Origin of the sequence: Pseudomonas sp. NPDC087342, assembly GCF_044744265.1 — a bacterium.
In the GTDB taxonomy this organism is placed as follows: domain Bacteria; phylum Pseudomonadota; class Gammaproteobacteria; order Pseudomonadales; family Pseudomonadaceae; genus Aquipseudomonas; species Aquipseudomonas nunensis.
The window spans coordinates 1-8,249 of the sequence record NZ_JBIUXZ010000045.1 but is presented as its reverse complement, the minus strand read 5'-3'; the positions used below and the strand labels follow the sequence as shown (position 1 = coordinate 8,249).

The 8,249-nt window shown below is 59.2% G+C and carries 8 protein-coding genes; all 8 read left to right on the top strand.

Going from position 1 to position 8,249, the window contains the following annotated elements:
• Positions 1 to 811 (top strand): tRNA 2-thiouridine(34) synthase MnmA (gene mnmA, locus ACIOYV_RS32995; protein WP_401330640.1); only part of this gene is annotated, 811 nt, incomplete at its 5' end.
• Complete coding sequence (hflD, locus tag ACIOYV_RS32990) at positions 808 to 1,431, top strand: high frequency lysogenization protein HflD (protein ID WP_054053662.1); 624 nt, start codon at positions 808 to 810, stop codon at positions 1,429 to 1,431. The genes mnmA and hflD, both read left to right, overlap by 4 nt.
• 126 nt (positions 1,432 to 1,557) lie before the next feature.
• Positions 1,558 to 2,928: an adenylosuccinate lyase gene (gene purB, locus ACIOYV_RS32985; RefSeq protein WP_054614119.1), complete on the top strand. Its 1,371-nt coding sequence runs from the start codon at positions 1,558 to 1,560 to the stop codon at positions 2,926 to 2,928.
• 86 nt (positions 2,929 to 3,014) lie between these two features.
• Positions 3,015 to 4,184, top strand: a complete 1,170-nt coding sequence (locus ACIOYV_RS32980; protein WP_401330635.1) for a JmjC domain-containing protein — start codon at positions 3,015 to 3,017, stop codon at positions 4,182 to 4,184.
• Positions 4,177 to 4,602, top strand: a complete 426-nt coding sequence (locus ACIOYV_RS32975) for a GNAT family N-acetyltransferase (RefSeq protein ID WP_054053668.1) — start codon at positions 4,177 to 4,179, stop codon at positions 4,600 to 4,602. Before ACIOYV_RS32980 ends, ACIOYV_RS32975 begins: the two co-directional genes overlap by 8 nt.
• Before the next feature lie 232 nt (positions 4,603 to 4,834).
• Positions 4,835 to 5,596, top strand: a complete 762-nt coding sequence (locus ACIOYV_RS32970) for a secretin N-terminal domain-containing protein (RefSeq protein ID WP_163913769.1) — start codon at positions 4,835 to 4,837, stop codon at positions 5,594 to 5,596.
• Positions 5,597 to 6,096: 500 nt separating this feature from the next.
• Positions 6,097 to 7,422: an isocitrate lyase gene (gene aceA / locus ACIOYV_RS32965; RefSeq protein WP_008032724.1), complete on the top strand. Its 1,326-nt coding sequence runs from the start codon at positions 6,097 to 6,099 to the stop codon at positions 7,420 to 7,422.
• Between the two features lie 605 nt (positions 7,423 to 8,027).
• Positions 8,028 to 8,249, top strand: a 222-nt coding sequence (gene ndhC / locus ACIOYV_RS32960) for an NADH-quinone oxidoreductase subunit A (protein WP_401330631.1), incomplete at its 3' end; no start/stop codon positions are given.

Here is an 8,249-nt window from a genome sequence, read left to right as displayed (position 1 = left end):
CAAGTTAAAGGCGTTCCTCGACTACGCCATGATGCTCGGCGCCGACCTGATCGCCACCGGTCACTACGTGCGTCGCCGCGACATCGATGGCCGCACCGAGCTGCTCAAGGGCCTGGACCCGAACAAGGACCAGAGCTACTTCCTGCACGCCGTGGGCGGTGAACAGATCGCCAAGACCCTGTTCCCGGTCGGCGAGCTGGAAAAACCCGAAGTGCGCGCGATCGCCGAGAAACACGAACTGGCCACCGCGAAGAAAAAGGATTCCACCGGGATCTGCTTTATCGGCGAACGCCGCTTCAGCGACTTCCTCAAGCAATACCTGCCGGCCCAGCCAGGCGAGATCAAGACCACCGAAGGCGAAGTCATCGGCCGTCACCACGGCTTGATGTACCACACCATCGGTCAGCGCCAGGGCCTGGGCATTGGCGGCTTGAAAGACGCCGGTGACGAGCCGTGGTACGTGCTGATCAAGGACCTGGAACACAACGAGCTGATCGTTGGCCAGGGCAATGATCACCCGTACCTGTTCTCCCGCGCCCTGCTCGCCTCGGACATTTATTGGGTGAACCCGATTGATCTGACCGAGCCACGCAAGCTGACCGCCAAAGTCCGCTACCGCCAAAGCGATCAGCCGTGCACGCTGGAAAAAACCGCCACCGGCTACCGCGCGACCTTCGATGACCCGCAACGCGCGGTTACCCCAGGTCAATCCGTGGTGTTCTATGACGGTGAAATCTGCCTCGGCGGCGGCGTGATCGAAATCGCCGAACCCTGGACCAGCAAAGGCACTCCTCAAGGCGAGCCACAATGAGCCCGACTCAGGAGCAACTGACGGCACTGGGCGGCGTGTTTCTTGCCGCCGTGCTGGTGGACAAGATCGCCAAGAGCGGCCAGACCAGCGAAGCCGGCCTGACCTGCATGCTCGGCAGCCTGCTGATCCGCGACCCCAAGGACACCCTGGAAGTCTACGGCGGCGACGATATCAATCTGCGCGAAGGTTATCGCGCGTTGATCGGCGCCCTGGAGCGCGACCCGAGCACATTGCAGCGCGAACCGCTGCGGTATGCCCTGGCGATGCTGGGCCTTGAGCGTCAACTGGCCAAACGCGACGACATGCTCGGCGTGATCGGCAAGCGATTGCCGCAGATTCAGTCCCAGGTCGAGCATTTCGGCCCGGCCCACGAGAACGTGATCGCGGCTTGCGGCGCGCTGTACCAGGACACCCTGAGTACGTTGCGCCAACGGATTCAGGTCCACGGCGACATGCGCAACCTTCAGCAACCCAGCAACGCCTCGAAGATCCGCGCGCTGTTGCTGGCCGGGATTCGTTCGGCGCGCCTGTGGCGGCAGTTGGGCGGTCATCGCTGGCAGTTGGTGATCAGTCGTCGCAAGTTGCTTAAAGAGCTTTACCCGCTGATGCGCAGCAGCTGAACCGCGCCCGCAACACTGCTTTAGATCTGTAACGCGTAATACGCCGGTCAGTTGGCAACGGACCGGCGGATTTTTTCATGTATGATACGCGCCCCATTTCGTTGCCCGACTGTCCGAGAACACCCCATGCAGCTCTCTTCGCTCACTGCGGTTTCCCCTGTTGACGGCCGCTACGCCGGCAAAACCCAGGCCCTGCGCCCAATTTTCAGCGAATACGGTCTGATCCGTGCTCGCGTTCTGGTTGAAGTGCGTTGGCTCCAGCGCCTGGCCGCTCACCCAGGCATCAGCGAAGTGCCGGCGTTCTCCGCCGAAGCCAACGCGGTGCTGAACACCCTGGCAGACAACTTCGCTCTGGAGCACGCCGAGCGTGTCAAAGAGATCGAGCGCACCACCAACCACGACGTAAAAGCCATCGAATACCTGCTCAAAGAGCAGGCGGCCAAGTTGCCGGAACTGGCCAAGGTCAGCGAATTCATCCACTTTGCCTGCACCAGCGAGGACATCAACAACCTGTCCCACGCGCTGATGCTGCGTGAAGGCCGTGATGATGTAATGCTGCCACTGATGCGCCAGACCGCCGAAGCCATCCGCGAACTGGCGATCCGTTTCGCTGACGTGCCGATGCTGTCGCGCACCCACGGTCAACCGGCTTCGCCGACCACCCTGGGCAAAGAACTGGCGAACGTGGTTTACCGTCTGGAGCGTCAAATCGCCCAGGTCGCTGCTGTTCCGCTGCTGGGCAAGATCAACGGCGCTGTCGGCAACTACAACGCACACATCTCCGCCTACCCGGAAATCGACTGGGAAGAAAACGCCCGTGCCTTCATCGAAGACGAGCTGGGCCTGGGCTTCAACCCGTACACCACGCAGATCGAACCGCACGACTACATCGCCGAGCTGTTCGACGCGATTGCGCGCTTCAACACCATTCTGATCGACTTCGACCGTGACATCTGGGGCTACATTTCCCTGGGTTATTTCAAACAGCGCACCATCGCTGGCGAAATCGGTTCGTCGACCATGCCGCACAAGGTCAACCCGATCGACTTCGAAAACTCCGAAGGCAACCTGGGCATCGCCAACGCACTGTTCCAGCACCTGGCGAGCAAACTGCCGATCTCCCGCTGGCAGCGCGACCTGACCGACTCCACCGTATTGCGCAACCTCGGTGTCGGCTTCGCCCACAGCGTGATCGCGTACGAAGCCAGCCTCAAAGGCATCAGCAAGCTGGAGCTCAACGCGCAGAAAATCGCCGCTGACCTGGACGCTTGCTGGGAAGTGTTGGCCGAGCCGATCCAGACCGTGATGCGCCGCTACAACATCGAAAACCCGTACGAGAAACTGAAAGAATTGACGCGCGGCAAGGGCATCAGCCCTGAAGCACTGCAAACTTTCATCGACGGCCTGGACATGCCAGCCGCCGCCAAGGCCGAGCTGAAATTGCTCACCCCGGCGAACTACATCGGCAACGCTGTAGAGCAAGCCAAACGCATCTGATCGACCGCTTGACCCTTTTGAGACGCCCGGCAGCGCCGGGCGTTTTTATTCCCGTCTGAAAAGTGCATTTTTTCAATAGGTTACACATGAATCCTGATATTCCTCTTCAACTTCTGGGCGGCATCACGGCGCGCGAATTCATGCGCAATTACTGGCAGAAAAAACCGCTGCTGATCCGCCAGGCGATCCCTGATTTCGAAAGCCCGATCGATCCCGACGAACTGGCCGGCCTGGCGCTGGAAGAAGAAGTTGAATCGCGCCTGGTGATCGAACACGGCGAGCGTCCTTGGGAATTGCGCCGCGGCCCGTTCGCCGAAGACGAATTCAGCAAGTTGCCGGAAACCGAATGGACCCTGCTGGTCCAAGCAGTCGACCAATTCGTACCGGAAGTCAGCGAACTGCTGGAAAATTTCCGCTTTCTGCCGAGCTGGCGCGTCGACGACGTGATGATCAGTTTCGCCGCCCCGGGTGGCAGCGTCGGCCCGCACTTCGACAACTACGACGTGTTCCTGCTGCAAGGTCACGGCAAGCGCAACTGGAAAATCGGCCAGATGTGCGACTCCGAGAGCAAGCTGCTGCCACACGCCGACCTGCGCATCCTGGCCGACTTCGAAGCCACCGATGAGTGGGTTCTGGAGCCGGGTGACATGCTCTACCTGCCGCCGCGCCTGGCCCATTGTGGTGTTGCGATTGATGACTGCATGACGTACTCCGTAGGTTTCCGTGCGCCGAGCGCCGCTGAAGTGCTGACTCACTTCACCGACTTCCTCAGCCAGTTCCTGACCGACGAAGAACGCTACACCGACGCCGACGCACTGCCGGCAGTCGATCCGCACCAGATTCAGCATGACGCGCTTGATCGCCTGAAAGCCTTGCTGGCCGAGCACATGAGCGACGAACGCCTGCTGCTGACCTGGTTCGGCCAGTTCATGACCGAGCCGCGCTACCCGGAACTGGTGGTCGGCCCGGAAGAAGTCGAAGAAGAAGACTTCCTCGCCAGCCTGGAACAAGGCGCCGTGCTGATCCGCAATCCGAGCGCGCGCATGGCCTGGTCCGAAGTCGATGACGACCTGCTGCTGTTCGCCAGCGGCCAGAGCCGTTACCTGCCGGGCAAACTGCGCGAGCTGCTGAAGCTGATCTGCGCCGCCGACGCCCTGCACACCGACAACCTCGGTGAGTGGCTGAACGATGAAGACGGCCGTGGCCTGCTGTGCGAGCTGGTCAAGCAAGGCAGCTTGGGGTTTGCTGATGAATAAAATCCACGTTCGTGTCGCAGACTGGCAGAAGGATATCGCCGAGATACGGCGCATTCGTGAGACGGTGTTCATCGCCGAGCAATCCGTTCCACCCGAGCTGGAATGGGATGCTGATGACGCGACAGCGGTGCATTTTCTGGCCTTCGAAGGCGACTTCCCGATTGGCACCGCCCGCCTGCTGCCCGATGGACACATCGGCCGGGTGTCGGTGCTCAAGGACTGGCGCGGTTTGAAAGTCGGTGATGCACTGATGCAAGCGGTGATCGGCGAAGCCGAGAAACGCGGGCTGAAGCAGCAGATGCTGAGCGCACAGGTGCAAGCCACGGCGTTCTATGAGCGCCTGGGTTTCAGCCTGGTCAGTGAGGAATTCCTGGAAGCCGGGATTCCGCATGTGGACATGGTTCGGCATTCGGCATAACCCTGTGGCGAGGGGGCTTGCCCCCGTTGGGTCGCGCAGCGGCCCCAAGATTTTAGGGCTGCTACGCAGCCCAACGGGGGCAAGCCCCCTCGCCACAAAGGCCAACAAGAACACCACAAAACGCCCCGCCATCCCCGGATGCCGGGGCGTTTTGCTGTCTACGATTCAACTTGCCCCACCCCGGGCCGACAAACTGGCAATATCAAGCCTTTCGAAAGCGGAGATAACGGACATGTCCCTACGCACCCTGCTCACCACGCTGCTGCTGACCTGCAGTTTTTCGGTCATGGCCGCCACCGAGATCGTGCCCCTGAACTACCGCACCAGCGCCGACATGCTGCCGGTGGCGCAGAATTTCATCGGCAAGGACGGCCAGGTCAGCGCCTATGGCAATCAGCTGATCGTCAATGCAGATCAACGCAAGATCGACGAACTTAAGGCCTTGATCAGCCAACTCGATGTGGCCGCCAAGCGCCTGCTGATCACCGTCGACACCAACGAGAACAACTTCCAGGGCGACCAGGGTTACTCGGTGAACGGCGCCAAGCCCAGCCAGACCCGCATCATCAATCGCAGCACCGACAGCCGTGACGGCGGCATCCAGCAGGTGCAGGCCAGCGAAGGCACACCGGCGCTGATCCAGGTCGGCCAGAGCGTGCCGCTGACCAGCACGCAGACTGACACCTACGGTCGCCTGCAAAGCCAAACCGAATATCGCAACGTTACGCAGGGGTTCTATGTGACAGCCAGCGTCACCGGCGAAATCGTTCACCTGGCGATCAGTACCAATCGTGACCGCATGAGCCAGGAACGTCCCGATGTAGTGAATGTGCAAAGTACCGACACAACTGTCACAGGGCGTCTGGGCGAGTGGATCACCCTGGCCGGCGTGAATCGCCAGACTCAGGCCGATAAACAGGGCGTAACCCGCAGCTACTCTACTCAGGGCCGGGATGACATGACCTTGCGGGTGAAAGTCGACACGCTGGACTAAAGCACCAAAAACTGACTGATGAGTCGTATTAGACTAAAGATGTAGTGCTTGAAAAAAAGCACTACAAAACGTTTGACGAGCCAAAAAAGCAAAGGCATGATGGCCTCGCTCCCGCTAATCAGGGGCCCTGGCAAGGGCCTTCGAGTCGCCGCCTGCATCTACCCCGCAAGCCGATTCGTGTCTGTACCGCCCACAAGGTGTGTTTGACGAGGTTGCCGACTGGAACGAAGTTGTCCCGAGGGACGGAAGCGTAATTAGGTAAACCCGGCATCACACTGAAGTTCGTACCAAGGCCCACGACGCCCGAATGCGCTCGCCAGTTCGCCCTTACCTGCTCACTTCCCCTCGAGCCCATCGTTCATCCCGTCGCCATCCCCGCCAAATCCGACTTGACCACCTAAGCTTCTGGTCAGCGAGCAGCCTTTTACGCTTCCTTGATAGGCGTAACCGGCAGGAGCAGGAATTTTCCACCCAAGACCTATGCGACGAGGTTTATCTCCATGGCACTGACACGCGAACAGCAAATTGCAGCCCTCGAAAAAGATTGGGCTGAAAACCCACGCTGGAAAGGCGTGACACGCGCTTACTCCGCTGCTGACGTCGTCCGCCTGCGCGGCTCGGTTCAACCTGAGCACACCTTTGCAAAACTGGGCGCCGAGAAGCTGTGGAACCTGGTTACCCAGGGTGCCAAGCCGTCCTTCCGTCCTGAGAAAGATTTCGTCAACTGCATGGGCGCCCTGACCGGCGGCCAGGCTGTGCAACAAGTCAAAGCCGGTATCCAGGCGATCTACCTGTCGGGCTGGCAGGTTGCTGCGGACAACAACTCCGCCGAATCGATGTACCCGGATCAGTCGCTGTACCCGGTGGACTCGGTTCCAACCGTGGTCAAGCGCATCAACAACTCGTTCCGTCGTGCTGACCAGATCCAGTGGAAAGCCGGTAAAGGTCCGGGCGACGAAGGCTACATCGACTACTTCGCTCCGATCGTGGCTGACGCTGAAGCCGGTTTCGGCGGCGTACTGAACGCTTACGAGCTGATGAAAAGCATGATCGAAGCAGGCGCCGCCGGCGTTCACTTCGAAGACCAACTGGCTTCCGTGAAAAAATGCGGCCACATGGGCGGCAAGGTACTGGTTCCAACCCAGGAAGCCGTACAGAAGTTGACCGCTGCTCGTCTGGCAGCTGACGTTGCCGGTACGCCGACCATCATCCTGGCCCGTACCGATGCGAACGCGGCTGACCTGCTGACTTCGGATTGCGACCCGTACGACCAGCCGTTCGTCACTGGCGAACGTACCCAGGAAGGTTTCTACAAAGTGCGCGCCGGTCTCGACCAGGCTATCGCTCGCGGCCTGGCCTACGCGCCGTACGCCGACCTGATCTGGTGCGAAACCGCCAAGCCGGATCTGGACGAGGCTCGTCGCTTCGCTGAAGCGATCAAAAAGGAATACCCGGACCAACTGCTGTCGTACAACTGCTCGCCTTCCTTCAACTGGAAGAAAAACCTGGACGACGCGACCATCGCCAAGTTCCAGCGCGAATTGTCCGCCATGGGTTACAAGCACCAGTTCATCACCCTGGCCGGCATTCACAACATGTGGCACAGCATGTTCAACCTGGCGCACGACTACGCCCGCAACGACATGACTGCCTACGTGAAACTGCAAGAGCAAGAGTTCGCTGACGCTGCCAAGGGTTACACCTTCGTGGCTCACCAGCAGGAAGTGGGCACCGGCTACTTCGACGACATGACCACCGTGATCCAGGGTGGCTCGTCTTCGGTTACCGCGCTGACCGGTTCGACTGAAGAAGAACAGTTCCACTGATCTGAGCAAACGGCCGTTGCGGACCGAATAAAAAGCTAACCGCAACGTCGCACATCTGACGCCCCGACTGGTTCGGGGCGTTTTTTTGTCCGCGATTTACCCCGCCCTGTAGGAGCGAGGCTTGCCCGCGAAGAACGCGCTACAGATTTGCAGGCCTACCGCGTCATCGTTCTTCGCGGGCAAGCCTCGCTCCTACAAAGGCAAAAACATTGATCCAGAGCGGTCCAGCAATCAGAAAAATGCGGTAAAACGGGCACCGCTGCTACTTGCAGTAACGGCTATATAAGACAACTTCCCAACCCCTCACCCGTTAAACAGTTTAAAAACCGACTCAAACAATATTGATTATCATTTAGCGCCAACTATGTTCGTTACATTTCCTACAAAACAATATTGATGAAAAGCCTGCTAATGCCCGCACGGCATGGGCTACAGGGCTTTGGAGGTGCGCTATGTCCTTATTCCTATAAATAATTTCGCTATAGGAATTTTACTTGCACGGTGTTGTGCCATAAAATCACCGCGATTGATTGCTGCGACATATCGTCACTGCTTTGTTTCTTTTCAAGCTCAGAGACCTTTGCTCTCTGTTAAGGATTACCAGCATGCCCGAAGCGACAGGACTCATGGCCCACAACTGGGGCTTTGCCATTTTCCTTCTGGGCGTTGTCGGCCTCTGTGCCTTCATGCTTGGCGTCTCCAGCCTCCTCGGGTCAAAAGCCTGGGGCCGCAGCAAAAACGAACCGTTCGAGTCCGGCATGCTACCTACAGGTGGCGCCCGCTTGCGGCTCTCAGCCAAATTCTATCTGGTCGCGATGCTCGTCGTG